This is a genomic window from Corynebacterium sp. HMSC05H05, assembly GCF_001807265.1.
Lineage (GTDB): Bacteria > Actinomycetota > Actinomycetes > Mycobacteriales > Mycobacteriaceae > Corynebacterium.
The window spans coordinates 1-1,776 of record NZ_KV788384.1 but is presented as its reverse complement, the minus strand read 5'-3'; the positions used below and the strand labels follow the sequence as shown (position 1 = coordinate 1,776).

Here is a 1,776-nt window from a genome sequence, read left to right as displayed (position 1 = left end):
GGTCTGCGGACTTCCTGTGAACCACTCGTTGCCGTTGTGTTGTTGGCTAGGTGGTTTTGGCTAGGTTTCTTTGCTTAGCCAGGGTTGTGTATTGCCCGTCTGGTCCGGTGGTGAGTCTGTCAAAGACGAACCAGTCCAGGTAGTCGTCAAGATACTCCATAAACTCCTCGGTCGTGAGCTTTTCAGGTCGAATCCTATTGGCATAAAGTTCGCGCTTGACGGTGCCGAAGAAGCCCTCGACTCGGGCGTTGTCGCCGCTGTTGCCGAGCCGCGATAGGGACGGCACCATCAACCAGGCGTTATCGCAGGGTTTTTCCTGCGTGCATTGTGCGCATTGTTGCCTGTCGTGGCTGGTGTCGGTGAGTCGATCGACCCAGTCGGCGTGGCGGTAGTGCCAGCCGCGGTCGGTGTGCAAGCCGGGGCGTTGCCCCGGTTGTAGTTGCTCGAGCCCGGCTTCAAGCATGGTGTTGGTCAACAACGCCGCTGGCCGTGTGGCGCAGGTGTATACGATGGGCATGTTGTCGTGGAAGTCGATGAGCGGGCTAAAAAAGACCTTGCCGTCAGCGCATTGAAACTCGGTGATGTCGGTGCCGAGTTTTTGGTTTGGTGCGTCGGCGTAAAAGTCGTGCACCAGATCCTTCCTGCCCGCCTGCCTGCGACGATCCGCTTGCGAACGATATCTTTGCGAGACGTGGGTGCCATTTTTGGCGACAGTGTCGATATCTCCAACCAGACATCGATTCGCTGGACGATGCGCAGTTTCGCCCTTATATGAGCTGTAGCGCTTGGTGCGTTTTGTCTTCGGCTGCAAGTGTTCCTGGCTCATGATCGTGCGAATCGATTTTTCACCGAGTGAAAGACCGTTCGCTTTGCATACTTCAGTCACGCGGCGGTAGCCGTAGACCATGCGATTGTCCTCACAAACAGCCGAAACTAATGCCTTGGCCTGGGCTTTGCGGTCGACCAAAGGGTGATCCAACCGTCGGCATGCCGACTTGTACGTGCTGTAATTCAACCCGTAGTAGGCGCAACAATGTGTTACTTGGTATCCGACGTCCCGGAGTCGTCTGACAGCCGTAGCGACGACCACGCTGTCGAGCGTCTCCGGGTTTGCGCTTTTCCCTCAGATTCCATCACCGCCTCAAACAGCGCTTTATCCGCCAGACGCATAAACCGCTCTTGCCGCAATAGGTCTTTGAGGGCCTCAACATCATCCGGCAACGCTGCCTCATCAAACGGAGCCGTTGGCTGCTCATGATTGCGTGAATGCGCACTCTCATCGCGCGCGGCACGTTGTGAATGACGTTGTGTTTCGGTCTTCTTGCGCTTGCGTTTTTGGGTTTCGTGGTGTTCTTTCACACGCGCCAGTGTCGCCTGTTCTATCTCCTGCGGTGTCATCCCACGCCGCAAACCCGCATCCGGAGCGAACTTGTGCGTCCACACCGCCACGGAACTCGCAGCGACCCGAAAACGCCATCCAATCTCGCGGGTGGATGCCGACGTTGTCACATTCACCCGGACGACCTCGGCGATCAACTCGGCGCAACGCCAACCTTTATCGACGCCGTTGCCATGACGGGCGTTGCGTACCCATCCCGAAATTGAAGCGGCAGAAGGAACAGACCTACAGTCCTCCCGAATCAACTGCGCACGAACCTGCGAAGCAGCAAGCCCTTGCCCTGAAAGCTCAACGGCACGCTGCCTCACCTCCGGTGGATAACTCATCCTCGAACTCCGATCCCGACAACCGGTGGTTCACAGGAAGTCCGCACAGCC

2 protein-coding genes are annotated in these 1,776 nt (G+C 57.3%); both read right to left on the bottom strand.

Annotated elements, in window-relative coordinates:
* Positions 1–46: 46 nt before the first annotated feature.
* A complete protein-coding gene (locus HMPREF3151_RS04045; protein WP_168160596.1) occupies positions 47–967 on the bottom strand; it encodes a DDE-type integrase/transposase/recombinase in 921 nt (306 codons plus the stop codon).
* Between the two features lie 71 nt (positions 968–1,038).
* Positions 1,039–1,725: a hypothetical protein gene (locus tag HMPREF3151_RS11800; protein WP_141741309.1), complete on the bottom strand. Its 687-nt coding sequence runs from the start codon at positions 1,723–1,725 to the stop codon at positions 1,039–1,041.
* Between the last annotated feature and the right edge of the window lie 51 nt (positions 1,726–1,776).

Excerpts from the sequence above, each read along its gene's own strand:
- HMPREF3151_RS11800 (WP_141741309.1), bottom strand. The coding sequence starts at position 1,725 with ATGAGTTATCCACCGGAGGTGAGGCAGCGTGCCGTTGAGCTTTCAGGG.